29 protein-coding genes are annotated in these 26,867 nt (G+C 50.1%); 20 read left to right on the forward strand and 9 right to left on the reverse strand.

Going from position 1 to position 26,867, the window contains the following annotated elements; translation table 11 throughout:
* The first annotated feature begins 69 nt into the window (after positions 1–69).
* The 3 genes from INF30_RS00650 to INF30_RS00660 are packed head-to-tail and all read left to right on the forward strand — an operon-like array spanning position 70 to position 1,921.
* Positions 70–927, forward strand: coding sequence for a patatin-like phospholipase family protein (locus INF30_RS00650; protein ID WP_226393913.1), 858 nt, complete (start codon positions 70–72; stop codon positions 925–927).
* A 16-nt stretch (positions 928–943) separates the two neighbouring features.
* The gene (locus INF30_RS00655) at positions 944–1,348 is read left to right on the forward strand and encodes a secondary thiamine-phosphate synthase enzyme YjbQ (RefSeq protein ID WP_076777631.1); all 405 of its coding nucleotides are present in this window, start codon (positions 944–946) and stop codon (positions 1,346–1,348) included.
* Positions 1,349–1,354: 6 nt separating this feature from the next.
* Entirely contained in the window at positions 1,355–1,921 is a 567-nt protein-coding gene (locus INF30_RS00660; protein ID WP_311135984.1) for an HD domain-containing protein, read from the forward strand.
* On the opposite strand, the gene INF30_RS00665 is transcribed toward INF30_RS00660, so the two are convergent.
* Positions 1,918–2,562 carry a GntR family transcriptional regulator gene (locus tag INF30_RS00665; RefSeq protein ID WP_226393914.1) on the reverse strand — a complete coding sequence of 215 codons (645 nt, stop codon included), beginning with the start codon at positions 2,560–2,562 and terminating at the stop codon, positions 1,918–1,920. The genes INF30_RS00660 and INF30_RS00665 overlap by 4 nt on opposite strands.
* A gap of 378 nt (positions 2,563–2,940) precedes the next feature.
* On the opposite strand from INF30_RS00665, the gene garR reads away from it, so the two are divergent.
* The 6 genes from garR to INF30_RS00695 all read left to right on the forward strand — a co-directional run bounded on the left by garR (position 2,941) and on the right by INF30_RS00695 (position 10,071).
* Positions 2,941–3,828 (forward strand): 2-hydroxy-3-oxopropionate reductase, encoded by an 888-nt coding sequence (gene garR / locus INF30_RS00670; protein WP_076777628.1) that lies wholly within the window; start codon positions 2,941–2,943, stop codon positions 3,826–3,828.
* A 14-nt stretch (positions 3,829–3,842) separates the two neighbouring features.
* Complete coding sequence (locus INF30_RS00675) at positions 3,843–5,267, forward strand: four-carbon acid sugar kinase family protein (protein WP_226393915.1); 1,425 nt, start codon at positions 3,843–3,845, stop codon at positions 5,265–5,267.
* Between the two features lie 236 nt (positions 5,268–5,503).
* On the forward strand, positions 5,504–6,808 hold the full coding sequence (locus INF30_RS00680) for a four-carbon acid sugar kinase family protein (RefSeq protein ID WP_076777626.1): 1,305 nt from the start codon (positions 5,504–5,506) through the stop codon (positions 6,806–6,808).
* Positions 6,809–6,859: 51 nt separating this feature from the next.
* Positions 6,860–7,858, forward strand: a complete 999-nt coding sequence (gene pdxA, locus INF30_RS00685; protein ID WP_076777625.1) for a 4-hydroxythreonine-4-phosphate dehydrogenase PdxA — start codon at positions 6,860–6,862, stop codon at positions 7,856–7,858.
* Between the two features lie 30 nt (positions 7,859–7,888).
* A complete protein-coding gene (locus INF30_RS00690) occupies positions 7,889–9,292 on the forward strand; it encodes a GntP family permease (protein WP_076777624.1) in 1,404 nt (467 codons plus the stop codon).
* 32 nt (positions 9,293–9,324) lie between these two features.
* The gene (locus INF30_RS00695; RefSeq protein WP_076777623.1) at positions 9,325–10,071 is read left to right on the forward strand and encodes a DeoR/GlpR family DNA-binding transcription regulator; all 747 of its coding nucleotides are present in this window, start codon (positions 9,325–9,327) and stop codon (positions 10,069–10,071) included.
* Between the two features lie 49 nt (positions 10,072–10,120).
* Here the strand turns inward: INF30_RS00695 and INF30_RS00700 are convergent, their stop codons facing one another.
* Positions 10,121–10,981, reverse strand: a complete 861-nt coding sequence (locus INF30_RS00700; protein WP_076777622.1) for a MerR family transcriptional regulator — start codon at positions 10,979–10,981, stop codon at positions 10,121–10,123.
* Between the two features lie 100 nt (positions 10,982–11,081).
* Between INF30_RS00700 and INF30_RS00705 the strand changes: the two genes are divergently transcribed.
* Genes INF30_RS00705 through INF30_RS00715 form a run of 3 tightly spaced genes read left to right on the forward strand, consistent with a single transcriptional unit; the run spans position 11,082 to position 14,694 of the window.
* The gene (locus tag INF30_RS00705) at positions 11,082–12,260 is read left to right on the forward strand and encodes a pyridoxal phosphate-dependent aminotransferase (RefSeq protein ID WP_226393916.1); all 1,179 of its coding nucleotides are present in this window, start codon (positions 11,082–11,084) and stop codon (positions 12,258–12,260) included.
* The gene (locus tag INF30_RS00710; protein ID WP_226393917.1) at positions 12,257–13,336 is read left to right on the forward strand and encodes an iron-containing alcohol dehydrogenase family protein; all 1,080 of its coding nucleotides are present in this window, start codon (positions 12,257–12,259) and stop codon (positions 13,334–13,336) included. The genes INF30_RS00705 and INF30_RS00710 overlap by 4 nt, the downstream gene beginning before the upstream one ends.
* Positions 13,336–14,694 carry a YjiH family protein gene (locus INF30_RS00715; RefSeq protein ID WP_226393918.1) on the forward strand — a complete coding sequence of 453 codons (1,359 nt, stop codon included), beginning with the start codon at positions 13,336–13,338 and terminating at the stop codon, positions 14,692–14,694. The genes INF30_RS00710 and INF30_RS00715 overlap by 1 nt, the downstream gene beginning before the upstream one ends.
* Here the strand turns inward: INF30_RS00715 and truA are convergent.
* A complete protein-coding gene (gene truA / locus INF30_RS00720) occupies positions 14,688–15,428 on the reverse strand; it encodes a tRNA pseudouridine(38-40) synthase TruA (RefSeq protein WP_076777618.1) in 741 nt (246 codons plus the stop codon). The two genes, INF30_RS00715 and truA, sit on opposite strands and share 7 nt — an antisense overlap.
* Before the next feature lie 118 nt (positions 15,429–15,546).
* Between truA and INF30_RS00725 the strand changes: the two genes are divergently transcribed.
* Positions 15,547–16,011 (forward strand): acyl-CoA thioesterase, encoded by a 465-nt coding sequence (locus tag INF30_RS00725; RefSeq protein ID WP_226393919.1) that lies wholly within the window; start codon positions 15,547–15,549, stop codon positions 16,009–16,011.
* Between the two features lie 63 nt (positions 16,012–16,074).
* Here INF30_RS00725 and INF30_RS00730 read toward each other — a convergent pair whose 3' ends face one another.
* The 3 genes from INF30_RS00730 to INF30_RS00740 all read right to left on the reverse strand — a co-directional run bounded on the left by INF30_RS00730 (position 16,075) and on the right by INF30_RS00740 (position 17,212).
* Positions 16,075–16,362 carry a hypothetical protein gene (locus INF30_RS00730; RefSeq protein ID WP_226393920.1) on the reverse strand — a complete coding sequence of 96 codons (288 nt, stop codon included), beginning with the start codon at positions 16,360–16,362 and terminating at the stop codon, positions 16,075–16,077.
* Positions 16,319–16,849, reverse strand: a complete 531-nt coding sequence (locus INF30_RS00735; protein WP_226393921.1) for a hypothetical protein — start codon at positions 16,847–16,849, stop codon at positions 16,319–16,321. Before INF30_RS00735 ends, INF30_RS00730 begins: the two co-directional genes overlap by 44 nt.
* 123 nt (positions 16,850–16,972) lie before the next feature.
* Positions 16,973–17,212: a chorion class high-cysteine HCB protein 13 gene (locus INF30_RS00740; protein WP_076777614.1), complete on the reverse strand. Its 240-nt coding sequence runs from the start codon at positions 17,210–17,212 to the stop codon at positions 16,973–16,975.
* Between the two features lie 141 nt (positions 17,213–17,353).
* Here INF30_RS00740 and ylxM point away from each other — a divergent pair, with 141 nt between their 5' ends.
* The 7 genes from ylxM (at position 17,354) to INF30_RS00775 (ending at position 22,166) form a co-directional block, all read left to right on the forward strand.
* Positions 17,354–17,698, forward strand: a complete 345-nt coding sequence (gene ylxM / locus INF30_RS00745) for a YlxM family DNA-binding protein (RefSeq protein ID WP_076777613.1) — start codon at positions 17,354–17,356, stop codon at positions 17,696–17,698.
* 40 nt (positions 17,699–17,738) lie between these two features.
* Complete coding sequence (gene ffh, locus INF30_RS00750; RefSeq protein WP_226393922.1) at positions 17,739–19,091, forward strand: signal recognition particle protein; 1,353 nt, start codon at positions 17,739–17,741, stop codon at positions 19,089–19,091.
* A gap of 63 nt (positions 19,092–19,154) precedes the next feature.
* The gene (gene rpsP / locus INF30_RS00755) at positions 19,155–19,400 is read left to right on the forward strand and encodes a 30S ribosomal protein S16 (protein ID WP_033125421.1); all 246 of its coding nucleotides are present in this window, start codon (positions 19,155–19,157) and stop codon (positions 19,398–19,400) included.
* Between the two features lie 18 nt (positions 19,401–19,418).
* The gene (locus tag INF30_RS00760) at positions 19,419–19,649 is read left to right on the forward strand and encodes a KH domain-containing protein (RefSeq protein ID WP_076777611.1); all 231 of its coding nucleotides are present in this window, start codon (positions 19,419–19,421) and stop codon (positions 19,647–19,649) included.
* 84 nt (positions 19,650–19,733) lie between these two features.
* The gene (rimM, locus tag INF30_RS00765) at positions 19,734–20,246 is read left to right on the forward strand and encodes a ribosome maturation factor RimM (protein WP_191383951.1); all 513 of its coding nucleotides are present in this window, start codon (positions 19,734–19,736) and stop codon (positions 20,244–20,246) included.
* On the forward strand, positions 20,246–21,058 hold the full coding sequence (gene trmD, locus INF30_RS00770) for a tRNA (guanosine(37)-N1)-methyltransferase TrmD (RefSeq protein WP_226394180.1): 813 nt from the start codon (positions 20,246–20,248) through the stop codon (positions 21,056–21,058). The genes rimM and trmD overlap by 1 nt, the downstream gene beginning before the upstream one ends.
* Positions 21,059–21,287: 229 nt before the next feature.
* Positions 21,288–22,166, forward strand: coding sequence for an RpnC/YadD family protein (locus INF30_RS00775; RefSeq protein ID WP_076777609.1), 879 nt, complete (start codon positions 21,288–21,290; stop codon positions 22,164–22,166).
* Between the two features lie 179 nt (positions 22,167–22,345).
* Here INF30_RS00775 and INF30_RS00780 read toward each other — a convergent pair whose 3' ends face one another.
* From INF30_RS00780 to INF30_RS00790, 3 genes are all read right to left on the reverse strand, one after another.
* Positions 22,346–24,100 carry an IS1182 family transposase gene (locus tag INF30_RS00780; protein WP_226393923.1) on the reverse strand — a complete coding sequence of 585 codons (1,755 nt, stop codon included), beginning with the start codon at positions 24,098–24,100 and terminating at the stop codon, positions 22,346–22,348.
* Positions 24,101–24,340: 240 nt separating this feature from the next.
* The gene (locus tag INF30_RS00785; protein WP_226393924.1) at positions 24,341–25,714 is read right to left on the reverse strand and encodes a nucleotide-binding domain-containing protein; all 1,374 of its coding nucleotides are present in this window, start codon (positions 25,712–25,714) and stop codon (positions 24,341–24,343) included.
* A gap of 9 nt (positions 25,715–25,723) precedes the next feature.
* Positions 25,724–26,818 (reverse strand): SAVED domain-containing protein, encoded by a 1,095-nt coding sequence (locus INF30_RS00790; protein WP_226393925.1) that lies wholly within the window; start codon positions 26,816–26,818, stop codon positions 25,724–25,726.
* Between the last annotated feature and the right edge of the window lie 49 nt (positions 26,819–26,867).

Consider the following 26,867-nt stretch of genomic DNA (forward strand, 5'->3'; position numbering starts at 1 on the left):
AACAAAAAACAGTGGTTTCCAACCGGAAAAAATCCGTATATAATATAGGTTGAAAAGGAGGCTGACAATATGGTAAAAGCAACACTGGTACTGGAAGGCGGAGCCACCAGGGGAGTATTTACCTCGGGAGCTCTTGACTATCTGATGGAAAAGGATTTCTATACATCCTACGTTATCGGCGTCTCGGCCGGAAGCTGCAATGCGGTGGGTTACGTGTCAAAACAGCCCGGCAGGACAAGGGACTGCATGATCCAGAAGGATAAGGAATACAGTTATTACTACGGATTCAGAAAATTTATCAAAGAAAAAAGCCTGATGGATATGGACATGGTCTTTGACCGTTATCCCAACGAGATCTATCCTTTTGACTATGACACATACTTTGCCTCGGACATAGAGTGCGAGATCGTGACAACCAACTGCGTGACAGGGCGTGCAGAGTATATGACTGAGGATTCAGACAAACAGAGGCTGATGAAGATCTGCCGGGCTTCCTGCAGCATGCCCCTCATTTGCCCTATGGTCAACGTGGACGGTATCCCCTACCTGGACGGCGGTCTTGCGGACTCCATCCCCATAGAGAGGGCCATGGAGATCGGCAACGGAAAGAGTATTGTGATCCTTACGAGAAACCCGGGCTACCGCAAGAAGATGCCTTCCCGGGCCACTGTACAGCTCTACCGCAGAGCCTACAAAAAATATCCAAACCTGATCCGGAGCATCGTGAACAGGAGCATTGTGTACAACAGGACCATGAAACTTCTGGAGCAGCAGGAGGCGGAGGGGAAGATCTTTGTCCTTAGGCCTCTGATCCCCACGGTGTCCAGGCTGGAGAAGGACTACGACGCCCTGATGCATTTCTATGAGCACGGCTACAGACTGATGAGAAAACAGTACGATGAGCTCATGAGATTTCTGGAGAAATAATAAGGAGGACAAAGATATGCATTTGTTTGAACATCACATTTCCACGAGAGGATCACAGCAGATGACCAAGGTGACGGACATGGTGAGGGAGGACATTGAGAAGAGCGGCGTAAAAGACGGCATCGTGGTAGTTTTCTCCCCTCACACGACAGCAGGATTTACCATCAATGAGAACGCGGATCCGGATGTGGTGCGGGACATGCTCCAGGGCTTTGAGAAAGCCTTCCCCACAAAGACGGACTATTACAGACACGCGGAGGGCAATTCCCACGCCCACATGAAGACCACCCTGTTCGGCCCCTCCCAGACCATGATCTTAAGCGGCGGGGAGCTGATCCTGGGGATCTGGCAGGACCTGTATTTCTGCGACTTTGACGGCCCAAGAAACCGGACATACTACGTTAAGATACTGGAAGGATAAAACAGCATGATGGATCACGATACATTGCTTGGGTTCCTTGGACTGGCGGAAAAGCTGAAATGCCGCACCCGCCATTCCTGGACAAGCAGCGGGCGCCATGAGAGTGTGGCGGAGCATGTATACCGCCTCATGGTTTTTGCCTGGCTTGTGAGGGATGAGTTCCCGGATGTGGATATGAACCGGGTCATGGAGCTGGCCCTCTTTCACGATATGGGGGAGGCGGTCACAGGGGACATCCCTGCCTTTGAAAAGACCGGGGAGGATGAAAAGACGGAAGGAGAGGCGCAGGAAGAGATTGCCGGCCTTCTGCCGGGCCCCCGCGGGGAAAAGCTGCGGGAAATTTTCCGGGAGGTCCGGGAGAAGCAGACGCCGGAGGCACGGCTTGTGAACGCCATGGACAAGCTGGAGGCGCTGATCCAGCACAATGAGGCGGACCTTTCCACCTGGCTGCCCCTGGAGTACGACCTGCAGCTCACCTACGGGGAGAAGGAGACGAGGGATATCCCCTGGATGGCGGCGCTTCGGGAGAGGGTGAACCGGGACTCGGTGGAGAAAATAAAAAAGGAGGATTAGAGATCCTCCAGGTTGATGCCCCTTGGCACATCCATATGGCGCAGGGTAATGTCGTAGATATGGGCTGTGTCCCCGGCCTCCATGGCTTCCAGGATGGCGAGGTGCTCGTTGTACGTGTCCTCCATACGTCCCGGGTGGGAGAGGGACATCTGGGCCAGCCGCTGCATCCGGTACATAAAGGTGTCAAATATAGCGGAGAACTGCTGGTTCTCCAGATAGCGGACCACCGCCACATGAAACTGAAAATCGTAGGTACAGAAATCCTGGATAGACTGTGTTGTGTCCAGGATTTCTTTCATTTCTTCCATATTGAAGCAAAGCTCCCTGAACAGCCGCTTTGCTTTCCTGGAGGTGTGGGTGCGGGTGATCTCCATGGTGCAGTAGGTCTCCAGAGCGGAGCGGACCTGGAAGGTCTCTGTCACATCCTGCTTTGTGAGCTGGTGAAGGCGGAATCCCTTGCTTGGGATGATGTCGATGTAACCCTCCTGCACCAGCCTGTGGATGGCGTCCCGGAATGGGGTGCGGGAGATGCCCAGCTCTTTCGCAAGTTTTGTCTCCGAGTAGATCTCCTGGTAGGAGAGCTGATCTTCCGTGATCATCTTTTTTAAATGTTCATAGGCTTGTTCGTTCAATGTCATCATGTCTTAGGGCTCCTTTTTGGCAATCGTTTATGTTTTGTCAAAGATAGATGCAAATTCTAAAAAAATCTAGTTCTATTGTACACTGTTTCCTGTATAAAATCCAATAGAAACCTGTGAAAAATCCACTTTTTATCCATCCGCCACAGGTGGGATGGAGTGTTAATAAAATAACGCACAAATTCAGTGTTTATGGGGATTCTGCCCAAATTTGAAAGGCCTGAATTGGCAAAAACAGAGAAAGAAATTTAGGGGATTGACCGGTATACCGGTATGTAGTAAAGTGTAAGCATAAGGAACAAAAAGTAACAAATATGTACGGATAATGTGTGACTTTTTGTGCAAAACAATCAAAAACATATGTAAAGGAGAGAACGAAGTATGAAAGCAGGATTTATCGGACTTGGGATCATGGGACGTCCCATGGCAAAGAACCTTCTGAAGGCAGGCGTGGAGCTTCTGGTGACAGACCTCAATAAAGAGGCTGTGGCAGATGTGGTGGCAGCCGGTGCAAAGGCAGCCAGCTACGCACAGATCGGAGAAGAGTGCAGTACAGTGTTCATTATCGTGCCCAACGGTGATATTACAAAATCCATCCTCTTCGATGAGGGAGGTGTGGCATCCACCATTAAAGAGGGCAGTATCGTGTGCGACATGAGCTCCGTCACACCTGTGGAGTCAAAAGAGTGCTATGAGAGACTGAAAAAACAGGGCGTAGGTTTTGTGGATGCTCCCGTGTCGGGCGGAGAGCCGGGAGCTGTGGCAGGCACGCTGGCTATCATGGCCGGAGGCGAGGAGAAGGATTTCGAGGCCCTGAAGCCTTACTTTGATATCCTTGGATCTTCTGCTCTTCTCATCGGCGAGGCAGGCAGCGGCAGCGTCACCAAGCTGGCCAACCAGATCATTGTAAACAATACCATCGCTGTTGTGTCCGAGGCCTTTGTCCTGGCTGTGAAGGCAGGGGCAGATCCGGTGAAAGTCTACGAGGCCATCCGCGGCGGACTGGCAGGCAGCGCCGTGCTGGATGCCAAGATCCCTATGATCGTGGAGCGCAACTTCAAACCCGGCGGACCGATCCGCATCAATCACAAGGATATCAAGAATGTTGTCAATACAGCTCACGCCATTGACGTGCCCATTCCCTACACAGCGCAGCTCTACGAGATCATGCAGACACTGAAGATCCACGGGCATATGGAGGACGATCACGGCGGCATTGTACAGTACTTTGAGAAACTGGCAGATGTGGAAGTAAAGAAAGTGGATTAGAGGAGGAAAGACATATGTCCATCAGTGCAGATGTGATCACTTCTTATAAAAAGATAGACGAGGCTTACATTGACAGCCTTCTGGAGGCGGAGATCAAAGCCAGCAACAAAAAGATCGTAGTCCTGGACGACGACCCCACCGGCGTGCAGACGGTCCACGATATCTCTGTCTACACAAGCTGGGATAAGGACAGCATCCGGGCAGGCTTTGACGAGGAAAACAGCCTGTTCTACGTGCTCACCAACTCCAGAGGATTTACGGCGGAGCAGACCACAAAGGCGCACCATGAGATCGCGGCTGTGGTAGACGAGGTGGCAAAGGAGACAGGAAAAGAGTATATCTTTATCAGCCGCAGCGACAGCACCCTGCGGGGACACTACCCGCTGGAGACCGAGCTGTTGAAAGCGGACTATGAAAAGAACACCGGCAAGGTGATAGACGGGGAGATCCTCTGCCCCTTCTTCAAAGAGGGCGGAAGGTTCACCATAGAAAATGTCCACTATGTCAAATACGGCGATGAGCTGGTTCCTGCCAACGAGACCGAGTTCGCGAAAGACAAGACCTTCGGGTACACGGCGGCCACCATGCCGGAGTATGTGGAGGAAAAGACAAAAGGAGCGTACAAGAAAGAGGACGTAACCTGCATCTCCCTGGAAGATATCCACAACATGGAGATCGACAAGATCGAGGAGCAGCTCCTGGCTGTGCATGATTTCAACAAGATCATTGTCAACGCAGTGGACTATGTGGACGTGAAGGTGTTCTGCGTGGCCCTCTACCGCGCCATGAGAAAAGGAAAAGTCTACATGATGCGCACAGCGGCTGCCATTGTCAAGGTCATGGGCGGCGTTACAAGCCAGCCCCTCCTTACAAGAGAGCAGATGGTGGTGAAGGAGACAGAGAACGGCGGCATTATCGTGGTGGGCTCCCACACCGAGAAGACCACCCGCCAGGTGGAGGCTTTAAAAGAGCTGAAAGAGATCGAGTTCATCGAGCTTGACGCCACTCTGGTAAAGGATGATGCGGCATTTGAAGCGGAAGTGCAGCGCTGCCTTGAAAAGGAAGAGGCCTGCATAAAGAGCGGCAGGACCGTGTGCTGCTACACCACGAGAGCGCTCATCACAGCGGACACAGGGGACAAGGAGGACGAGCTGCGTCTCTCCGTGAAGATCTCCGACGCGGTCCAGTCCCTGGTGGGAAGATTGTCTGTGACACCTGCCTTTGTCATCGCTAAGGGAGGCATCACCTCCAGCGATGTGGGCACAAAGGCGCTGGCTGTAAAACGCGCCAATGTGCTGGGACAGATCCGTCCCGGTATCCCGGTGTGGCAGACGGGAGATGAGAGCAGATTTCCACTGACGCCTTACGTGATCTTCCCGGGCAACGTGGGAGATGACGAGACTCTCAGAGAGGCTGTGGAGATTCTGATCGGGAAATAAGCGGATTGACAAATATATAACGGGAAAAGAAAGGGAAAGGCCTGGCTCTGGGCAGGTCTTTCTTTTTTAAAGGCATAATAGACGAAAACAAACGTAAAAAACAACGAAAACAAACATTTTATTTGTTAGTTTTGTATAACTATATTGATAAAAATTAGATTAAATTGACAAAAACGAACAACAGAAGTACAATATAAACAGAAATGAACATACAAAGCGCAAAGGAGGAACAAGACATGCCTCAGTGTGTTGTAATTGCAGATGATCTGACAGGGGCAAATGCCACTGGTGTACTTCTGAAGAAGATGAACTATACAGCCTACACGGTCATGAATGCGGAGAGGATCGAACTGAGCACTCTGAAGGACTGCGACTGTGTACTGTATCCCACGGACAGCAGAGGTGTAGATCCGGAGATAGCCTACAACCGTGTACACAATGTCTGCAGCCTGCTCAAAAACGATGATGTAAAGGTTTATTCCAAGAGGATCGACAGCACCCTTCGGGGAAACTTAGGAAGCGAGACAGATGCTATGCTGGACTGTCTGGGCGAGGACTATGTGGCCATTGTGGCACCCTGTTTCCCGTCATCGGGACGCATTGTCATCGGCGGCTACATGCTCGTAAACGGGTTGCCGCTGCACAAGACAGACATTGCCATTGACCCAAAGACACCGGTCACTATATCAGAAGACGCGGTGCTCTTTGAACAGCAGAGCAAGTACAAAGTGGCATCCATCCTGATGAAGGATCTGATGCACGGGAAGCATTATCTTGCGGACCTGATGAAAAAGCATGTGGCGGAAGGATGCAGGATCCTCACCATTGACTGTGTGACCCAGGAAGACCTGGATCTTATCGCAGACGCGGTGATCACAAGCAAGCTGAAAGTAGTGGCAGTGGATCCGGGCGTCTTTACAGCTACCCTGGCCAGAAAGCTGATCACACCTTCCCAGAAGCAGGAAAAGAGCCGTATCCTGGCAGTGGTCGGGAGCGTGCATCCAAATACAAAGAACCAGATGGAGGAGCTGTGGCTCTCCCAGAGGACGCACAATGTATTTGTGAACACAAAAGAACTTCTGGAGGACGAGGAGAGAAGGGAAAAAGAGATCAGCCGGGTAACGGAGGAGATCCTGAAAAAATGTAAGCTGAATGTAGTCTCCACAGTGACAGGGGACGGCATCTACCCGGAGAACCGCATTGACTTTAAGCCCTACATGGAGAAGTACAACTGCTCCATGGACGATGTGACAGGGCGCATCAATTCCGGATTTGCAGAGATCACCTACCGGATCTTCAAAGCGGAGCCTGAATTCAAGGGGCTCTACACAAGCGGCGGAGACATTACAGTAGCTGTGTGCGCCAAGTTTGACACGGCGGGCCTGAGCCTGATGGACGAAGTGCTCCCGCTGGCAGCCTACGGGCAGTTCCTGAAAGGAGAGTTCGAGGGCGTCCACATTATCACCAAGGGCGGCAGCCAGGGACAGAATGATGCCATCAACCGGTGTATCACCTATCTGAAGGAGAAATTGTACATCTAAGATGTACAGTATAGACAGCAACCATGCAGACAAAAAAAGGAGGACGAGAATATGAGTAAACCGCTTATTGCAGTGACCATGGGGGATCCCGCCGGCGTAGGCCCGGAGATCGTGGCAAAATCGCTGGCATCTGAGGAGGTCACAGACGTGGCGGACTGCGTCATCGTGGGAGACAGAAAATGTATGGAGAACGCGATCCGCATTGTGGGCGCGGATCTGAAGATCAACGTGATCCAGAAGCCGGCCGAGGGGCAGTACGAGAAGGGGATCCTGAACCTGATCGATCTGGACAATGTGGACATGGATGCTTTTGCATTCGGAAAAGTCAGCGGCATGTGCGGAAAAGCGGCCTATGACTACATTGCCAGGAGCATCGAGCTTGCCAATGCCGGGGAGGTGGACGCAGTGTCCACTACACCTATCAACAAAGAGGCCCTTAAGGCAGGGGATGTTCACTTTATCGGACACACAGAGATCTTCGGAGCCCTGACCGGCACGGAAGATCCGCTGACCATGTTTGAGACAAACGGCATGCGGGTATTTTTCCTGACAAGGCATGTGTCCCTGCGGCAGATGCTGGACATGATCAAGAAGGACCGCATCGTGGACTATGTGGTAAGGTGTACAGAAGCCTTAAGAAGGCTGGGTGTGAAGGAAGGAACTATGGCTATCGCAGGATTAAATCCCCACAGCGGAGAGCACGGACTCTTCGGCTGGGAGGAGGTGGAGGAGATCATCCCCGCCATTGAGGAGCTGAAAAAGATGGGCTACGACGTGGCAGGACCTGTGGGCGCTGACTCTGTCTTCCACCAGGCGGCTATCGGAAAATACAACAGCGTTCTCTCCCTGTATCACGACCAGGGACACATCGCCACAAAGACACTGGATTTTGAAAAAACCATCGCGATTACAAATGGAATGCCGATCCTGCGGACATCCGTGGATCACGGCACTGCATTTGATATAGCGGGCACCGGAAAAGTGAGTGCCGTGAGCATGATCGAAGCCATCCGGCTGGCCGCAAAATACGCACCTCATTTTACAAAGTAAAAAGAAACATATCTAAAGGAGGAAATTGTTATGATAGGAGGACTGGACGGCAACAGGATGCTGATCGGACTTTTGATCGGTATCGTTGTACTTATTTTCCTTGTGCTTAAGACAAAAGTGCAGGCGTTTCTCGCACTGATCATTTGTACAGTTATCGTGGGCGTTGTGGGTGGCATGCCGCTCTCGAACACGACGCTGGATGACGGCACTACATTGGGTATTGTCAACTCCATAACAGGAGGATTTGGAAGCACCCTGGGCAGCATCGGTATCATCATCGGCTTCGGCGTTATGATGGGGCAGATATTTGAGGCCACAGGAGCAGCCAAGCGGATGGCGTTTACCTTCCTGAAACTTTTTGGCAAGAAGAGAGAGGAGGAAGCTCTGTGTCTGACAGGTTTCCTTGTATCTATCCCGATCTTCTGTGACTCCGGTTTCGTGGTTCTTTCACCTATCGCAAAAGCGATTTCAAAGGCTACGAAGAAATCAGTCATCGGACTGGGTGTGGCCCTGGCGGCAGGTCTTGTTATCACCCACTCCCTTGTGCCCCCTACACCGGGACCTCTCGGTGTGTGCGGTATCTTCGGCATTGATGTAGGATCCTTTATCCTTCTCACTATCGTGCTGGGTATCCCGATGGCTATCGGATGTATCGCTTATTCCAGATTATATCTGAGCAAAAAGTATTTTCAGATTCCGGACGACAATGGGGACTTTATCTCCATGCCCTACCAGGAGCCTGACTATGAGAACGCATTCCACATGGACGAAGAAGGACTGCCGGGAACATTTTCATCCTTTGCACCGCTTCTTCTGCCTATCGTGCTGATCCTTATCAACACAGTTGCAACAGCCCTTGGCGCAACGACAGGCATCATGGAGGTGCTGATCTTCCTTGGGCAGCCCATTATCGCAGTGGGCCTTGGACTCGTGCTTGCCATCTTTACGCTGGGCAGGGTGCTTGACAGACATACAGCCCTGACAGAGATGGAGAAAGGTATGGAGTCAGCCGGTATCATCATGCTGGTAACAGGTGGTGGCGGAGCCCTCGGACAGATCATCAAGGACTCCGGACTTGGCACATACATGGCAGAGGGACTGGCGCAGACTGCTATCCCGATCATCGTGCTGCCTCTTATCATTTCCACACTGATGCGCTTCATCCAGGGATCAGGAACAGTTGCCATGACAACGGCTGCAAGTATCTCTGCGCCGATTATTATCGCGGCAGGTGTGAATCCCACACTGGGCGCCATCGCATGCTGCGTGGGCTCCCTGTTCTTCGGATACTTCAACGACAGTTATTTCTGGGTTGTAAACAGGACACTGGGTGTAAAAGAGGCGAAAGATCAGCTTATAACCTGGTCTGTCACATCCACCATCGCATGGGCTATCGGAGTTGTTGAAGTCCTGATATTGAGTATTTTCATGTAATCGTGTACAATAATCCTTAAGAGGTGATTTGTATGCTGGCAGCAGAGAGGCAGGCAAAGATAGCGGAATTGATCAGAGTGCAGGGGAGTGTGCAGGTGGATGACCTGGCTCACGACCTGAAAGTCAGCACAATGACGATCAGAAGGGATCTGGAAAAACTGCAGGAAGACAATATACTTGAGCGATGCCATGGAGGTGCGGTGGCAAAGCAGGAAGTGACTTACGCAGACAAGAGTACCAGCCATATGCAGGACAAGGTGAGACTGGCCGCCAGGTGCGCGCCCCTCGTCTCGGCGGGAGACAACATTTATCTGGACGCCGGGACGACCACCTATGAAATTGCAAAAGCTATCCAGAACGTGCCAGATATCATGGTCATGACCAATGACCTGGAGATTGCCGGACTTCTGAAAAACAGCCAGGCTGAGCTGTTGCTGTGCGGCGGAATGGTACAGAAAAGTACCGGAAGCATGCTGGGCTATTATGCGACGCAGATGCTGGAAGATTTCCGATTTGATGTGGGCTTTTTCGGGGCCGCATCCATCAATGAAGAGCTGGAGGTTTTCACACCGACGGTAGACAAGGCTTTTCTGAAGAGGAAAGCTCTCCAGAGATGCCGGAAGGCGTATCTGGTAGTGGATGAATCCAAATTCGGAAAACAGGCCGTGACAAAAGTCAACCATCTGGCGGATTATACGGCTGTGATCACTACAGGCAGGCTGAGCGCAGAAGACCGGAAAAAAGCAGAAAAGTCGGATGTACGGCTGATATATGTGTAAAGAGTGAACCGCTGTGCGGCAGAGGCAGATCTGCCCTCACAGCGGTTTTTTACTGCCTTTCTTTATGGCCGCATAATAGAGAAATTCTTGTGAGATAGTGTTCCTCATCTGCCGAGAGCTCATCCAGCACGGCTTCCTTGTAGATAAAACTGCCAGGAGACAGGCCATTTTCCCCTGCAAAGGCAAGAAGCCGGCGGCAGGCTTCCTCGGAACGGTAGTAGTCGCCCCGCAGGTAGACGGCGGCATAGGTGCCGGCCGGCTTGATGTGTACCTGTGTGTCCGGCGGGAGTGCGTCCACGGAGAAAGAAGTCTTGGTGAAAAAATATGCATAAGTCTCATAGTCTCCCTCCTGCAGAGCCGGGGTGGGGAGCATGGCGCCGTAGGGGTGGCCGCAGTTGAGATGTTCACGGCTGCACAGGCCGATGTGGCTGCAGAGCACGGAGAAGATTTTGTCATGGTCAGATGTATACAGAGGACTGCTGAGTACCAGCAGTTCTTTTTTTGTCTGCTCTTCCAGGAGAACAGGGGAGAGGCATTGTACATCCTGAAAGTCTCTGGCCTGTCTGACAAGGGAGAGCTTTGTCTCAATGACGGTGCGGATGCGCCGGAGCTGAGCCAGCTCTGCCTCCACCTTTTCCTGCTGTGTGAGCAGAAGTCTTTCTAAGCTGTCCGGGCTGCGGTGGTCTATGTAGTCCTTGATCTTCTTAAGAGGCATGCCCAGCTCTTTCAGGCAGGTGATGGTGAAAAAGACATCGCACTGGTTTTCGCTGTAATAGCGGTATCCTTTTTCATCTGTGAGAGCGGGAGAGAAAAGGCCGATCTCGTCGTAGTGAAAGAGGGTCCGCTTGTTGGTGCCGCACAGAGCGGCAAATTCCCCGGTTTTTATGCATGGAATGTCTAATTTTTGCATAATTATACATTTCCTCCTTGACTATACCGTAACGGTATACTTTATTATAATCGGGATAGACAGGACAGTCAATTTTAAATAGATGAGGAGACAAACGATTATGCCAAAATTAAGTGAGAGAGTGGGCACATTTACCGACTCAGTGATCCGCAGGATGACCCGGATCAGCGATGAATACGGAGCGATCAATTTATCCCAGGGATTTCCGGATTTTGATCCGCCGCAGGAGATCATGGACGCCCTGGCAGAGGCGGCCTACAAGGGACCTCACCAGTATTCCATTACATTCGGGGCGGGAAATTTCCGCCAGGCCCTGGCAAGAAAGCAGGAGAAAGCCATCGGGCGGGCCATTGACCCGGAGACGGAGATCGTGGTGACATGCGGCGGCACAGAGGCCATGATGTGTGCCATGATGACCATCTGCAATCCCGGGGACAAGGTGATGGTGTTCTCGCCTTTCTATGAAAATTACGGGGCGGACGCTATCTTGTCCGGTGCGGATCCTATCTATATCCCCCTGGTGCCGCCGGCGTACACTTTCGATATCTCCCTTGTGGAGGAGGGATTTAAGGCGGGGGCGAAAGCTATCATTGTCTGCAATCCTTCCAACCCCTGTGGAAAGGTGTTCTCCAGGGAAGAGCTGATGGCCATCGGAGAGCTGGCTGTGAAGTATGACGCCTTTGTGGTGACAGACGAGGTGTACGAACACATGGTGTACGAGCCCTATCACCACACATGTATGGCTTCCCTGCCGGGCATGTATGAACACACCATCACCTGCAATTCCCTCTCCAAGACTTACTCCATCACCGGATGGCGCCTTGGATATCTCATCGGGCCGGAGGAAGTGGTGGAAGCGGCCAAGAAGGTCCACGATTTCCTGACGGTGGGAGCGGCAGCGCCCCTCCAGGAGGCAGCTGTGGCGGGGCTGAACTTCCCGGACAGCTACTATGAAGACCTGAAAAAGATCTACACAGAAAAGAGGGACTATTTCCTGGCCGGGCTGGACCGCATCGGACTGGCTCACAATGTTCCACAAGGTACCTATTTTGTCCTGATCGATATACAGAAATTCCTGGATCTGCCCAGATTTGCGGGCTGCACGGACCTGGAGTTCTGCGAGTGGATGATCAAAAATATCGGTGTGGCCGCTGTGCCGGGTTCCAGCTTCTTTAAAGAAGAAGTGAACCATCTGATCCGGCTGCATTTTGCCAGAGAAAAAGAGACCATCGACGAGGCGATCAGCCGCCTTGGAAAGTTACAGGAGTTGTTATCATGAGATCATATTCAGTATTTTTTGCAAATTACACCATCGGGGAGGACGCCTACGGGCAGGTGCCCCAGGTCTGCCGTCCTTTTGGAACAAAGATCTTCCTGATCGGCGGGCGAAAAGCCATGGACGCCGCAGGCGGGCTTCTTGAGGAGGTCCTGAAAGGGACGGACCTTGTCGTTTTGGAGTCTGTGGAGTTCGGAGCGGACTGCACCTACAAGGATATTGACCGGTGGGCGGACCGGGCGAAGGAGCTGGGAGCGGACATGATCTTTGGCATGGGCGGTGGCAAGGCGCTGGACACAGCAAAGGGAGCTGCCGAGAGAGCCGGACTTCCGGTCTTTACCTTCCCAACCATTGCAGCCACCTGTGCGGCAACGACAGCCCTGTCTGTGGTGTACAGGGAAGATGGAAATTTTGACAGCTTTTACTTTTATGACAAGCCGGCAAGGCACTGTTTTATCAATACCCGCGTCATTGCGGATGCGCCTTGGGAGTATCTGCGGGCCGGCATGGGAGATACGATGGGTAAATTTTTTGAGTGTCACTTCGCGGCCAGAGGAGACAGGCTGGATCACAGCTCTGCCCTGGGCAGGGAGATCAGCAACCTGTGTTATGGCCCCCTCCTGGAACACGGTGTCCAGGCCCTTGCGGACTGCAAAAGACATGAGCCATCCTTTGCCCTGCAGCAGGCGGTGCTGGCCAATATCGTCAGCACAGGCATGGTGTCCCTGATGGTGCTGGATGACTACAACTGTGCCATCGCCCACTCGGTATATTACGGGCTTGTGCTCCTCCCGGGCTTTGAGGAGAAGTACCTCCACGGAGACGTGGTGGCCTACGGCGTTCTGGTGCAGCTTGCGGTGGACCAGGACAGAGAGCGCCTCGGGGAGGCGAAGAAGTTTCTTGAAAAGCTGGGTATTCCCTCCACGCTGAAAGAGATGGGCGTTCCCCTTGACAGGGAGTATCTGGCGGCGGTCCTGAGGGAGACGGTGACAGGTCCTGACATGGAGCATATTCCCTACCCGGTGACGGAGGATATGATCTTTGAGGCCATGAGAGAAGTGGAGGAGCTGGGAGAATAATGGAAAATACAGCAGAAAAAACTTATATAAATAAGAAGAATCTTTTGAAATTTATTTTCGGGTCAGCCTTCGGCGTGCTCATGTTCCTGGTGCCCATCCCCTATGAGTCCTCTTTTACGACTCTGCTGGACTTTGTGAAAATGTGGCTCCAGGCTCTCTTTGGGGGCAGTCTGATCTACATTGTGGTGACGCTGATCGTGGCGTCCGCGGTGCTCAGCACCTATGACTTTTTCGCAAAGCCGGATCTTATCCGGAAGAACCGCTACCTGAGCAAGGCTTTCTGCACCACGCCTCTGTATCTTGTGTCCAAGATCATTGGAGCCGTGGCGGGCGTCATGGTTGTGACAGGTGTGGGGCCGGAAGTGGTGGTCTCCCCGGATACAGGCGGGACTATCATTGACCTGTGCGGAACACTGTTCTGCATCCTGATCGCCTTCAGCTTTGTCCTTCCTTTCCTGACCGACTGCGGGATCATGGAATTCCTGGGCGTCATCGCCCGGCCTGTGGTGCGGCCACTGTTCCACGTGCCGGGAAGGGCCTCCGTTGACCTGATCGCATCCTGGTTCGGAGCGGCCAATGCAGCGGTCATCCTGACAAGAGAGCAGTATATGAAAGGGTATTACACGAAGAGGGAAGCAGCCTACATTATGACCAACTTCTCCCTTGTGTCCGTGCCCTTCTGCCTGATGGTGGCAAACACCATTGGACTGGACCCTATTTTCCCGGTCTTTTATCTCTGCATCTGCGTCATCGGCATCATCCTGGCGGTTATCATTGTGCGCATCCCGCCCATCCGCACGATCCCGGATACATACCGGGAGGTGACAGGCCGGCAGGTGGCTGAGGACAGACCCCAGGAAAAAGGATTGTGGAAATTTGCCCTGGAGTCCAGCTGTAAGAGAGCGTCCCAGTTCCATCTGGACACCGTGCTGACCAATGGTCTGGAAGTCATGATGGGAACCCTCTTTGATCTGATCCCCATTGTGGCGTCCTGGGGTGTTGTGGCCCTGGTCATTGCCACCTACACACCATTCTTTGACTGGATCTCCTATCCTATGGGGCTGTATCTGCAGCTCTTCGGCGTGGAGGATGCATTTGCTGTGGCGCCGGCCACACTGGTCGGGTTTACAGACATGTTCATCCCGGCCCTCCTGATCGCGGGGACCGAGGTGGCTGTAAAGACAAAATTCATCATCGGTGTCCTGTCCCTTGTGCAGATCATCTATCTGACCGAGGTGGGAACAGTGGTCATCAAGAGCGAAGTGCCGATGGGCTTCTGGAAGCTCTTTGCTGTCTTCATGGAGAGGACCCTGATCGCTATACCGTTTATCGTGCTTTTTGCCAATCTGATCTATTGATCGTACCGCACTTCCTGCAGATACATTCCCTTGGGGTCGCAGGGCGCACTGGCCGGCTGCTCACCGGCAAAGATGGCGGTGATATCTTCCGGCTTCCTTGTGCCAAGGCCGATCTCAAGAAGCGTGCCCACGATGGTCCGCTGCATGTTGTGAAGGAAGTCGTCTGCATGCATGGAGATCTGCATCTCCTCCCCGTCATCGTAGATGTCGATCTGGTACATCTCCCGCTCGGTGGACTTGTTGTGTTTTACCGTGGAGAAATTTTTAAAGTCATGCCTTCCGAGAAGAAGCTGTGCCGCCGCCTTCATGGCATCCATATCCGGCCTGCGGAAGCAGTGGTAGGTGTACTTGAAGTCAAAGACGCTGGGCACGTCGCTGATGGTGGCGCGGTAGATGTAGATCTTTGACCTGGCGTTCAGCTGGGCGTGGAAGCGCTCCGGCATATCTTCCACAGAGGTGATGGCGATATCCATAGGCAGATACCGGTTCAGATAGTGCTGGATCTCGTAGTCTTTCATGTCCGTGTTTGTCTTAAAGCTGGCGGTCTGAGCGTAGGCGTGGACACCCACCTCTGTGCGGGCGCCGCAGAAGAGCTCCACGTCCTCGCCGGTCATTTTCCGGATGACCTCCAGGATCTTGTTGGAGATGGTGTTGGTGGACTCGTTTTTTCCGAGACGGACCCAGCCCTGGTAGCGGCTGCCGTCGTATTCTATGGTAAGCTTGATATTGCGCATGGTTCTCCTCCTATCACGATATGAAATCACAAAAACATCTAAAATCAGTTTTAGTATAGCAGATTATCTGATATACTGTCCAGTGAACAAAGAAATGACAGACAGGAGAGATTGCAAAATGACAGAGAGCAGAAAAGTATCAGAGTCCGTATCGGAGACTGTCCACATGGTGCGTCCCAACCACCTCAATGCGGCGGGACGACTGTTCGGAGGGATCCTCATGCAGTGGATGGACGAGCTGGCCGGGCTTGTGGCGAAACGGCATACAAGAAAAAATGTGATCACCGCCTCCGTGGACAACTTAAGCTTCCTGCGGGGCGCCTATCAGAAAGATGTGGTTGTGATCACGGGAAAGGTGACGTACGTGGGAAATACATCCATGGAAGTAAAAGTGGACTCCTGCGTGGAGGATCTGGATCGCAACCGGACCCTCATCAACCGGGCCTACTTTACCATGGTGGCGCTGGACGAGAATGACCATCCAACCAGAGTGCCCAGGCTGGAGCTGGAGACAGAGGAAGAGAAAGAAGAGTGGAGAAATGCAGAAAAAAGGCGGGAGATGCGGAAACACTACAGACTGTGATCCGCCACCCGCCCGGATATGCCCATGCCGGCGCAAGGGGACCTGGTCCCTTATGCGCCGGCCTTATTTTTTCCTGCGGTTCATCTGGGCCATCACAAGGCTGACCATGCTGTCGATCTGCTTTTTCTCCTCTGGGGAGCGTCCCTCCTTCAGGATTTCAAGGATAAGGGATGTCTCTTCCGGGGAGAACCGGATGCCCTCCCTGTTTGCGGAGGAGATGAGAGCCATCATGGCCGCTGCCAGGCTGTTTCCGCTCTTGCCGGAAGTCTGGGCGGCAGCTGTCTTGATGAGTTCCAGTTTGACAGGATCAATATGTTTCATTGCCGGATGATCCATCCATTCCTGCGCCATTGTCATTCATTTCCTTTCTGCTATGATCATTGCCGTCTTCCGTGTCTTCCCGGGTGTCCCCGCCCGGAGGTGGGGACTGGAACATGTGCATCATATTTAAGATGTCTTCCATATTTCCACCGTCGGCTGCGGACAGATCGGGGGAAGACATCCCGGACAGATCCATGTCCTTCATCATCTCCATCATACTCATGGCGGAGAGGATGCTGTCCACAGTCTCACTGCTTTCCCCCATGTAGGGCTTCAGCTCTTCCAGTATTTCCGGAAAGGAGGGAGCTGAGCCCTGGAATTCCTCCCGCACCGGTGCGCGGGAGAAGACGCCGAAGTAGCGGACCGTGTTCTGAAGCTCAGTGAATTTGATGAAAAAGGCCAGCATCCTCTGAATGGCAGGGGGAGTATAGGGGAGTAAAAGCTTCACCATCTGCAGTTCCCCGGAGGATGTGAGGGTGTCAAAAGGAGTCATGGGAAGCGGCGTGCGTTTATCCATACAGCCCACCTGTCTTGAGTGTTGTAACTATATATATGGAAAAAAAGAAAAAAGTATGACACCTAAAAGGGGCTGCGCCCGACAGACGCATATGTCCATCGGCCGCAGCCCTCCTATCTGCCATTAGCAGCAGCCGTTTCCTCCGAAACCGCCGCAGCAGCACAGAAGAAGGATGATCCACAGGCAGCTGTCATTGCCGCATCCGCATCCGTAGTCGCCGCCGCTGCGTCCGAAGCCGCCGCAGCAGCACAGAAGAAGGATGATCCACAGGCAGCTGTTTCCTCCAAATCCGCTTCCGCATCCACAGCCGGAACGTACACCAGAGTCACATCCGCATCCGCAGTTTGCTGATAAGTCGCTCATATGATTGCCTCCAACATATTTTGTTTACAGTACATCATATGCTTGGGGCTGAGATGTGTGAAAAATAAATTTTGCGTGGTGTCAAGAAAAAATGCTTGACAGCAAGAAAACTTTGTTATATGATAACACAGGTGATTTGAGATGGATGATTTTTTAAAGCAGACATTGTTATATGATTTCTACGGAGAACTTCTGACCAGTCACCAGAAAGAGATCTACGAACAGTCCGTGCTGGAGGACCTCTCTTTGAGTGAGATCGCCCAGGCGGCGGGGATCAGCCGGCAGGGGGTCCACGATCTGGTAAAGCGCTGCGACAAGACGCTCCAGGGCTATGAAGACAAGCTCCACCTGGTGGAGAAATTCCTGGCAGTCCGGGAGAAAGTGCACCGGATCGATCAGGTGCTGGATCAGTATGACCCGGAGGACGACAGCCAGCTTGCCCGGGAGATCCGAAAGATAGCAAGAGAGATCATAGATGAGTTGTAATTTGTAATATGTGTAATAGAGAGGCAAAGAGGAGTTAAGAATGGCTTTTGACAGTCTGACAGAAAAACTTCAGAATGTGTTCCGCAATCTGCGGAGCAAGGGACGGCTGACAGAGGACGACGTCAAAGAGGCTATGAAGGAGATCAAGCGGGCGCTTCTGGCCGCGGATGTCAACTTCAAAGTCGTAAAGAGCTTCATTAAGAATGTGCAGGAGCGTGCCATCGGGCAGGACGTGATGAACGGGCTGAACCCGGGACAGATGGTCATCAAGATCGTCAATGAGGAGCTGGTTGCCCTCATGGGATCCGAGACCACAGAGATCAAGCTCCAGCCCGGAAGCGCCATCACTGTTATTATGATGGCAGGTCTCCAGGGGGCAGGTAAGACAACGACCACCGCAAAACTGGCGGGAAAATATAAACTGAAAGGGAAGAAACCTCTCCTTGTGGCCTGTGACGTATACCGTCCGGCCGCTATCAAACAGCTCCAGGTGAATGGAGAAAAGCAGGGAGTGGAAGTCTTTTCCATGGGTGACAGCCACAAGCCGGCGGACATCGCCAGGGCAGCTCTGGAGCATGCCCGCAAGAACGGCAACAATCTGGTGATCCTGGATACAGCGGGCCGTCTTCACATTGATGAGGACATGATGGCAGAGCTCCAGGAGATCAAGGAGACTGTGGAAGTACACCAGACGATCCTGGTGATCGATGCCATGACCGGACAGGATGCGGTCAATGTGGCGGAGGAATTCAACCAGAAGATCGGCATCGACGGTGTCATCGTCACCAAGCTGGACGGCGACACAAGAGGCGGTGCGGCCCTGTCTGTCAAGGCAGTGACCGGCAAGCCGATCCTCTACGTGGGTATGGGAGAGAAGCTGTCGGATCTGGAGCAGTTCTATCCGGACCGGATGGCGTCCCGAATCCTTGGCATGGGCGATGTGCTGACCCTCATCGAGAAGGCAGGAGCCGAGATCGACGAGGAGAAGGCCAAAGAGATGACCCGCAAGATGAAAAAAAACCAGTTCGATTTCGACGACTTCCTGGAGAGCACCAAGCAGATGAAGAAGATGGGCGGGCTCTCCGGTATCATGAGCATGCTTCCCGGCATGGGCGCCATGGGCGGTAAAAAGGGCATGCAGTTAGATGACAGCCAGGCCGAGGAGGCCGAGAAAAAGATGGCGCGGATGGAGGCCATGATCTATTCCATGACTCCGGCGGAGCGCCGCGACCCGGATCTTCTGAATCCTTCAAGAAAGCACCGCATCGCAAAAGGCGCAGGTGTGGACATCAGCGAGGTAAACCGCATGGTCAAGCAGTTTAACGAGATGAAGAAGATGATGAAGATGATCGGAAAAGGTGGTAAAAAGGGAAAATTCAGATTACCTTTTTAACCAGCACAGGCGTGTACAGCGCATGTGCCATATAGATTAATAAATATGTGGAGGTGAAACAAAATGGCAGTAAAGATCAGATTAAAGAGAATGGGACAGAAGAAGGCTCCTTTCTATAGAATTGTTGTAGCTGACTCCAGATCCCCAAGAGATGGCAGATTCATCGAGGAAATCGGCACTTACGATCCGAATCAGGATCCCAGCGTCTTCAAAGTAGACGAGGAGGCCGCTAAGAGATGGCTGAACAACGGTGCGCAGCCTACAGAGGTAGTAGGAAAGATTTTCAAGGCAGCAGGCATTGAAAAATAATACTGGGAGGTGCGCAGTATGAAAGAACTAGTGGAAGTCATCGTCAAAGCACTTGTAGATGATCCCGAGAGCGTTGTTGTGACAGAGAAGGAAGAAGGCCGCACAACCATAGTGGAAGTGAAAGTGGCTGACTCAGATATGGGTAAAGTCATCGGCAAGCAGGGGCGTATCGCCAAGGCAATCCGCGCTGTCGTGAAAGCAGCAGCCTCAAAAGAAGATAAGAAAGTGGTAGTAGATATCGCTGGCTAAGAAAAAGAGCGGGTCCAGGAAGGGACAAAGAGACAGTATGTCGGGATCTTCCGGGACACGCTTTTCTTTACAAGGAGAATAAAGATGGAAAAACAACTGCAGGCAGGCGTCATCACCTCCACCCACGGCATCCGCGGCGAGGTGAAGGTATTTCCCACCACAGATGACGCACAGTATTTCAGAGAGCTGAAAAAAGTATATCTTGACACAGGAAAAGAACAGATCCCCCTGGAGATCGAACATGTAAAATTCTTCAAACAGTTCGCTATCCTGAAATTCAAGGGGATCGATAACATAAACGACATAGAAAAATACAAAGGGAAGAGCCTTATGATCGACAGGGAGGACGCCTCACCCCTGGGCGAAGACGAGTACTACATCGGCGACATGATCGGCATGGACGTCTACACGGACGATCCGGCAGAGCACTTTGGCGTCCTTCGGGACGTGCTGGAGACCGGGGCCAATGACGTCTACATCATCGATTCGGACCGGCACGGGGAAGTCCTCGTCCCGGCCATCCGCCAGTGCATCCTCCGTGTGGACACGGAAAAAAATGAGATGCACATCCATCTGATGGAGGGACTTCTGCCATGATGCATTTTCATATTATGACACTATTCCCGGACATGGTGATGGCCGGCCTTGGCACCAGCATCACCGGGCGGGCCATCGCGAAGGGCCTTCTCTCTATCGAGGCTGTCAACATCCGGGACTATGCTTTCAATAAACACAACAGCGTGGACGACTATCCCTACGGCGGCGGAGCCGGCATGCTGATGCAGGCAGAGCCGGTATATCTGGCTTACCAGGCCATTGAGGAGCAGATCCAGAAGCGAAAAGAAGACACGGAGGCGCACGAAGCGGAAGGCGCCGCATCTGCCCAGCCTAAGAGGACAAGGGTTATCTACCTCTCCCCCCAGGGGCAGACATTCAGCCAGGAGATGGCCCAGGAGCTGGCAGAAGAGGAAGATCTGGTGCTGCTGTGCGGCCACTACGAGGGCATCGACGAGAGGGTGCTGGAGGAGATCGTGACAGACTATGTCTCCATCGGAGACTACGTGCTCACCGGCGGCGAGCTCCCCGCCATGGTCATGGTAGATACCATCTCCCGCCTTGTGCCGGGAGTCCTTCACAATGACGTGTCCGCGGAATTTGAGAGCTTCCAGGACAACCTCCTTGAGTATCCCCAGTATTCCAGGCCGGAGGTATGGCACGACAAGCAGGTGCCCCCCATCCTCCTGTCCGGACACCACGCCAATATCGAGAAGTGGCGGAGGGAGCAGTCTGTCATCCGCACGGCCAGGAGAAGGCCGGACCTTCTTGAGAAGGCGGAGCTGACAGCGGACGAGAAGAAGCTGGCGGCGGAGATCCTGAGGGAGAAGGAAATGGAAGAAGAGGAAGAATAAAACAGAAATTTTTATGGAAACTGTCAGGAATATGTGCTAGTATATATGTAAAGCATTATATTTCTGGCAGTTTTTCTCTTACGGCGTCTGCCGCATCTGAAGTTCTACAAAATTCAAAAGAAATCTCAATGCTTTTGTTTCCATTACACAAAGCAGAGAGGTTTCCTGAGCAAAATGCTTCTTTCCAGGCAGGATACCTCCTGCAGATCTTAACAAGAAGGAGGTACATATGAGGAAAAGAAGCTACCCGATTCCGAACCGGAATTACAAGTCATCCATATTTACGATGCTGTTCAGCGAAAAAGAGAGACTGTTGGAGCTGTATAATGCAGTAAGAGGAACCGACTATAAGGATCCGGAGCTTTTGGAGATCAATACTTTGGAGAATGCGATCTACATGGCCATCAAGAATGACCTGTCCTTTGTGATCGACTCCCGGCTGTCCCTCTATGAGCACCAGTCCACCTACAGTCCCAACCTCCCTCTCAGAATGCTTTTGTATCTTTCGGATCTGTACGCGGACATGACAAGAGATGAAAATCTGTACGGAATGAAAGCAGTAAAGATCCCTTCGCCTCAGTTCATTATTTTTTATAATGGAGAGGAAGAGCAGCCGGACAGGCAGATACTTAAGATGTCAGATCTCTACGAGGCAGAGGAGGACGAGCATAAGCTGGAGCTTACTGTGTTGATGCTGAACATTAACGCGGGACATAATCCGGAGCTGATGAACGCCAGCAGAACACTGGCAGATTATGCTGCCTATACATCCAGGGTGCGAAGATACGCAAAAGAGCAGTCTATAGAAGAGGCAGTTGAGAATGCGATCACAGAATGTATCCGGGAGGGGATCCTTGCAGAGTTTCTGATGAAGAACCGAGCGGAGGCGAAGAGAATGAGTATCTACGAATATGACCAGGCAAAGCATATCCGCCAGGAGCGGCAGGAGGCCTGGGAGGAAGGAAGAGAAGCAGGACGAGTGTCTTTACTAAAGGAGCAGATTGGCAAGAAACTATCCAGGGGAAAGAGTATATCGGAGATTGCTGAGGATCTGGAGATGGAGGAGAGTGAGCTCACCAGGCTGATAGAAGAACTACACTGCAGATAAATAAAAGGGGTTGTCGGTTAATACCGAATTTTAATCCCTGACATGCAAGGAAGAGACAATCCCAGAGAATTCGGCCTTTTTTAAGAACCGATCCTCTGTCAGACTGTCTCTTCCTTTTTCTTCTTCATATTTTAGGACGCAAAAGTCCCTTGTTTGGATTTTGAGGAGCGCTCCATCTCTTAAGCGGCTTTCTGATCCTTTTTCCCTTCGTATTTCTCGATTTCATGATGCAAAAAGCGATGGTATTTCAAGATGTTACGACCGATCACATACAGCATGAACTCTTTATACACTTTTTCCCCCGAACGGTAGTTAAACCGCCGGAAGTGTTCATTCTCTTTGATATCTCCAAAGTGTCCTTCTGTCTGGATTGAACGTGTCTGCCGTTTCATGATCCCTTCTTCACTCTGGATGTTCGCATGGGACTCTTCCTTCAGCTCCTCCCACTGTTCGTTGATCTTCATCACTTTATTCCGATCGGAATCCTTTTCCGCATTGTATCTGTAAAGACATCTGGATTTATGCTCACAGCCGCTGCAGTCCGCACAGCCATAGACCTCCACCGTCTGGGTATAGCCGTCCTGCTCTTTGCTTTCCGTCTGGATATGGCGGAGCTCCCTTCCGTCATGGCAGATGTAATAATGCTCATCTTCAAAGACCGCGTATGTCATGTTGTAATACTTTCCGATCTCTTCTCTGTAAGCACGGGTTTTCCGTTTCTCATGGTCCTGGAGTTTGACGAAGCTTTTGATCTCATTCTCTTTGAGATACAGCAGGTTCTTTTCGATGCAGTAGCCGCTGTCGGCAGTCACCGCTTCCAACATATCCCCAAACGCGTTCTGGTGCTTTTCCAGAACCGGGATCAGCGTATTATAGTCTGTCCGGTCATTGCTCACATATCCGTGGACGATGAAGTAATTCTCTACTGCGATCTGGACATTGTATGCCGGTTTTAACTGTCCGTTCATCATATGATCTTCTTTCATCCGCATGAATGTCGCTTCCAGGTCTGTTTTGGAATAGCTGTTGCGGTCTTTCCCCATGATCTCAAAACATTCCTTATATTCCATCAGACGAATCCCGCATTCCTCCAGTTCCTCGTAGAGCTTCTGGATTTCCGGTTTATGCTTTCCTTTTCCGTAAACGAATCCGATCCCTTCCCCTTCTGCAATCCGTTCCAGGTTCTTCTGCAGCTTCAGGATCTCAAGCGGAGAGCAGTGATCGATCTCAATGACGGTGTTATTGGATATCTTCTTATGCTTTGTCAGTTTCCGTCTCCTGTTTTCGTTAATGACTTTCCTGACTTTCCCCATTCCTTCGATCACGAACATGTGGGCATCCCCGAGGTCATATCTGGGGCCATACCCATTCTCGGACAGAAAGGCATTGTACTTTGCATAAAGGGCATCTATGGTGTCCAGAAGCCCCGCAAGGTGATAGTTGAGGCTGCCCCGCCAGACGAACGTATATCTGTTTGCGTTTGCTTCAATCTTGGTCCCATCGATGTAGAGCTCTTTCAGCGTAATAAGGCCTTCCTTTTCCAGACGGCGCATGAACTGATAATTTAATTCATCCAGGACTTCTCCTGTCAGCTTTTTCCCTTTAAAATCGTAAAAGACATCCCTTTGGGGTTTCTGCCCTCTGGTCAGCCAGATGAATGCAAGGTCTCGCTGACACAGGTCAACAATACGGTCAACAGCCCTGACTCCGCGCATGTTTGCATAGGTCACAACAGCATACAGCATGATTGGGTTAAACCCGGTTCTTCCCTTATCTGAATAACAGGCCAGCAGGCCCGAAAAATCCAACTCCTCCATCACGTTTTTCAGGGTATAGACTGGATCGTCGTCGGGTAAACTCAATTCGAAGAAACTGAAGTTAATTTTCTGTTGCCCAAACTCAAAAAAATCGTTATAATAATCTTGTTTTAGCATAGTTCCATTATAACATGGAGCGGAGAGGAAGATGGTTGTCGTTAGCCATCTTTTTCTCTTTTTAGAGGATAAATTTCAGGGGCAGATGTGACTCATGCGAGTCACGTCTGCCCCTGATTTGGACTATCTATTTCCCGACAGCCCCTTCTTTTATACTTTTGCGGTCTTGCTTCCTTGCGGTGTTACACTCATAAAATAAACCGCAAGGTATCAATCTTCCCTGCGGTTTTTCTGTTGAAACTAAATACTTGCCTCGCCAATATGAACACTTATCCGTTTCATGGCAACACATTCTCCATTTTTTATTACATAGCACTCTACAAAATGCGGTCCTCCAAATAGTGTGTTTTCTGTCTTATAATTCCACCATTTTTTCTCGATTTGCCCTCGTATATCGTTCTTACGTTCAGCTATCTCGCCAACATTTCGAACCTTCCACCATATTGCATCTGGATTTGGTACATCTGTAATAGCTTCAAAATGTAACTTCATGCCATGCGGAATCAGTTTATAAAATTGTGGATACGTTTCTAAGAATCTGCTCAAAAATTGTTTCCTTATTCCATTCGCTTCCACCTGACACTTAATATCCACATTATAACAATCATTAATTGAAACCAAATCTTCAATATACTCTTCAGTATCACTAAATACTGACTTCTGAATTGATGCACACTCACATAATGATGTACCCAGCTCGCTCCAAAAAGAATGATTAAAAAATATTTCCCATGCAGCAACAGCCTCTTTGTACGTACAATCATCGCTTTCCAAAACACTAAGTTTTTCAAGCTTATCATTCAGCCTTGATAACCAATTATCCATTTTGTCATAATGATTCTGTGCTGTTAGCAAAGATATATCCGGATCTGTAGGATTATATACCTCTGTTGATTCCTGCAGTCTGTCTCTGACATTAAGCATTGTATGATAAAATATTTCGTCTATCCTACTATACTCACTGGCAAAAACTTCATCACATAAAACAGATTGAATTAAGCCTCCAGGCATATTAACCCATCCGTTTCGAGATTTACAAAACATCTTTGATAATCTCACAACCTGCCTTAATTCCGTTCCGTTATCTTTTACCTCATCTTGAAACCATTTTGTGATCGCTGCCGGATCTCGAGCTGTCCATTTGCTTCCACCAGAATGTTCATAAGAATACTCGGAAGATTCTTCCTCTCTAAATCTTCGGTAAACCGCAAAATCTACATGATATCCATCTGCATACTGAATTCTGACACAATTAGTTTTACACTCTGGCGTAACTTTAAACTGTCCACATTTCTTTTCAAGAGCCTTACACACCAATCGTCTGGCTTGTAATGGTGATAGATCGCCAATATTGTTCTGATCAAACACAATTGCAACATCAATGTCATAATCATTGCTATCGTTTTGTACAACTGTTGCCATTGCCATGCTGCCTTGAACTCTTTTCTCTGCTATTGCATAATGTGTATCATTTTCCTGATTATACAAATCTAAGCCATCTTCCAATCGCTTAATATTTAAGTCTTTTTTGTCCCTTAAATTTTGCTGCTTTTCACTTTGTAAAACGACACAATTCTTATAAAATTTTCTAAAATCCTTTGATACATCATACATCTATAAACATCACCCCTTCACAAAACTTCCCTTTCCTGCTGATCCATCCGAAACAATCACACCAAATGGATATTTTGGTGTTTCTGTATTCACAAAATGATAAGATATAATCTGTGGCAACCGATGTGTGTTCAGAGCAAATCTTTTTCCAATCTCTATTGACAAACAACTCGGTATAGATGCCACAAAGTGCACTTTCTGAATCGAAGGATATTTTTGCTTCAATCCCTCTATCTGATTTAATACTTCCCCTGCATACTCATCCAATTGCACTAATGATTGAATAATATTGTCATCTGGAGTCGGTAATCCAATTTCAACAACATCCATTACTCCAAATTGATTCAAATCAACTTTTTGCACCTTTCTTGTTACCGAAAGTGCTACCACTACTTCTGTAGATGCCACATTCAGCTGGTTGGGATAACTAGTATTTAACTTCTGATAATCTTTCTTTTTCCTTTTGGACAACTCATAATACTTTGAATCTGCTCTTCTATATTCAAAATATCTTCTTACTTTTCCAGATGCTAAATATGTACCCGCCAGAATGGTATAAGGAATAGGTGCCATACCTGTAAAACAAGACTTGAATCCATTACTTCTATTTACAAACGCAGTACATACTTTTTCTATTTTCTTTACAATTATTTCATTAATTTTTGCTGTCATTTTCACATTGAACACATCAACAATATCAATGATAATTTCTTTAACCTTGAAATCTGCAAGATTTAATTCTTTTACATTTGAGTCATCGCTGATTTCCTTTTGCACCGGAATTCCAAACATATTAAGAATGTATATTCTATCCCGAATATTCTTCTTATACAAAAAGCCGAATGCTATTAAAACCATTCCACAGATAATCATTGCATAATCCGTTTCATAAATCACATTTTTATCGGCCATTTCTGCAATAAATGACAGTATTATCTCTTTTGTCCCAGGAAAAGCAGCTACAATCAAAGATATTCCTGTTGTTATCATTGTCGTAGATATATCTGTCTCAGAATTTGATTTTGTAAAACATTTTTTTATCATTAAGACTATACCTACAATTGCTATTACTATTATGCCTACTAGAATAATGTAAGTTTTCATTCATTTTTTCCTTTCTTTTATTAGCACTCTATTTTGTTGAGTGCTAATA

The sequence above is a fragment of the Claveliimonas monacensis genome (assembly GCF_014982975.1).
GTDB lineage: Bacteria > Bacillota > Clostridia > Lachnospirales > Lachnospiraceae > Claveliimonas > Claveliimonas monacensis.

Excerpts from the sequence above, each read along its gene's own strand:
- INF30_RS00650 (WP_226393913.1), top strand. The coding sequence starts at position 70 with ATGGTAAAAGCAACACTGGTACTGGAAGGCGGAGCCACCAGGGGAGTA.
- INF30_RS00655 (WP_076777631.1), top strand. The coding sequence starts at position 944 with ATGCATTTGTTTGAACATCACATTTCCACGAGAGGATCACAGCAGATG.
- INF30_RS00660 (WP_311135984.1), top strand. The coding sequence starts at position 1,355 with ATGATGGATCACGATACATTGCTTGGGTTCCTTGGACTGGCGGAAAAG.
- INF30_RS00665 (WP_226393914.1), bottom strand. The coding sequence starts at position 2,562 with ATGATGACATTGAACGAACAAGCCTATGAACATTTAAAAAAGATGATC.
- garR (WP_076777628.1), top strand. The coding sequence starts at position 2,941 with ATGAAAGCAGGATTTATCGGACTTGGGATCATGGGACGTCCCATGGCA.
- INF30_RS00675 (WP_226393915.1), top strand. The coding sequence starts at position 3,843 with ATGTCCATCAGTGCAGATGTGATCACTTCTTATAAAAAGATAGACGAG.
- INF30_RS00680 (WP_076777626.1), top strand. The coding sequence starts at position 5,504 with ATGCCTCAGTGTGTTGTAATTGCAGATGATCTGACAGGGGCAAATGCC.
- pdxA (WP_076777625.1), top strand. The coding sequence starts at position 6,860 with ATGAGTAAACCGCTTATTGCAGTGACCATGGGGGATCCCGCCGGCGTA.
- INF30_RS00690 (WP_076777624.1), top strand. The coding sequence starts at position 7,889 with ATGATAGGAGGACTGGACGGCAACAGGATGCTGATCGGACTTTTGATC.
- INF30_RS00695 (WP_076777623.1), top strand. The coding sequence starts at position 9,325 with ATGCTGGCAGCAGAGAGGCAGGCAAAGATAGCGGAATTGATCAGAGTG.
- INF30_RS00700 (WP_076777622.1), bottom strand. The coding sequence starts at position 10,981 with ATGCAAAAATTAGACATTCCATGCATAAAAACCGGGGAATTTGCCGCT.
- INF30_RS00705 (WP_226393916.1), top strand. The coding sequence starts at position 11,082 with ATGCCAAAATTAAGTGAGAGAGTGGGCACATTTACCGACTCAGTGATC.
- INF30_RS00710 (WP_226393917.1), top strand. The coding sequence starts at position 12,257 with ATGAGATCATATTCAGTATTTTTTGCAAATTACACCATCGGGGAGGAC.
- INF30_RS00715 (WP_226393918.1), top strand. The coding sequence starts at position 13,336 with ATGGAAAATACAGCAGAAAAAACTTATATAAATAAGAAGAATCTTTTG.
- truA (WP_076777618.1), bottom strand. The coding sequence starts at position 15,428 with ATGCGCAATATCAAGCTTACCATAGAATACGACGGCAGCCGCTACCAG.
- INF30_RS00725 (WP_226393919.1), top strand. The coding sequence starts at position 15,547 with ATGACAGAGAGCAGAAAAGTATCAGAGTCCGTATCGGAGACTGTCCAC.
- INF30_RS00730 (WP_226393920.1), bottom strand. The coding sequence starts at position 16,362 with ATGGCGCAGGAATGGATGGATCATCCGGCAATGAAACATATTGATCCT.
- INF30_RS00735 (WP_226393921.1), bottom strand. The coding sequence starts at position 16,849 with ATGGATAAACGCACGCCGCTTCCCATGACTCCTTTTGACACCCTCACA.
- INF30_RS00740 (WP_076777614.1), bottom strand. The coding sequence starts at position 17,212 with ATGAGCGACTTATCAGCAAACTGCGGATGCGGATGTGACTCTGGTGTA.
- ylxM (WP_076777613.1), top strand. The coding sequence starts at position 17,354 with ATGGATGATTTTTTAAAGCAGACATTGTTATATGATTTCTACGGAGAA.
- ffh (WP_226393922.1), top strand. The coding sequence starts at position 17,739 with ATGGCTTTTGACAGTCTGACAGAAAAACTTCAGAATGTGTTCCGCAAT.
- rpsP (WP_033125421.1), top strand. The coding sequence starts at position 19,155 with ATGGCAGTAAAGATCAGATTAAAGAGAATGGGACAGAAGAAGGCTCCT.
- INF30_RS00760 (WP_076777611.1), top strand. The coding sequence starts at position 19,419 with ATGAAAGAACTAGTGGAAGTCATCGTCAAAGCACTTGTAGATGATCCC.
- rimM (WP_191383951.1), top strand. The coding sequence starts at position 19,734 with ATGGAAAAACAACTGCAGGCAGGCGTCATCACCTCCACCCACGGCATC.
- trmD (WP_226394180.1), top strand. The coding sequence starts at position 20,246 with ATGCATTTTCATATTATGACACTATTCCCGGACATGGTGATGGCCGGC.
- INF30_RS00775 (WP_076777609.1), top strand. The coding sequence starts at position 21,288 with ATGAGGAAAAGAAGCTACCCGATTCCGAACCGGAATTACAAGTCATCC.
- INF30_RS00780 (WP_226393923.1), bottom strand. The coding sequence starts at position 24,100 with ATGCTAAAACAAGATTATTATAACGATTTTTTTGAGTTTGGGCAACAG.
- INF30_RS00785 (WP_226393924.1), bottom strand. The coding sequence starts at position 25,714 with ATGTATGATGTATCAAAGGATTTTAGAAAATTTTATAAGAATTGTGTC.
- INF30_RS00790 (WP_226393925.1), bottom strand. The coding sequence starts at position 26,818 with ATGAAAACTTACATTATTCTAGTAGGCATAATAGTAATAGCAATTGTA.